This window comes from Deinococcus alpinitundrae (assembly GCF_009982895.1).
GTDB lineage: Bacteria > Deinococcota > Deinococci > Deinococcales > Deinococcaceae > Deinococcus > Deinococcus alpinitundrae.
The window spans coordinates 1-261 of sequence record NZ_WXZL01000333.1 but is presented as its reverse complement, the minus strand read 5'-3'; the positions used below and the strand labels follow the sequence as shown (position 1 = coordinate 261).

General features: G+C 60.5%; 1 pseudogene. It reads right to left on the bottom strand.

The features are described from left to right. Positions 1–261 (bottom strand): annotated as a pseudogene (pyrH, locus tag GUI70_RS23640) (UMP kinase); the annotation flags it as partial.

The following is a 261-nucleotide window of genomic DNA, read 5'->3' as shown; positions in this document are numbered from 1 at the left end:
GCGAAGATCACCACTTCCTTGGCGCTGAGGTGGCGCATGGCCTTGCGACGATCATAATGATCCGTCACACCCAGCATCGAAATGGCCGACATCACGATAGCGGTGATATTAGCGCGCTCCAGCGCATCGCGCATTGCCAGGGCGTTCATCACAGTGGCCAGCATGCCCATGTGGTCGCCTGTTACCCGGTCCATGCCCGCAGCACTCAGTGCCGCACCACGGAACAGGTTACCGCCGCCGATGACCAGACCGACCTGAACA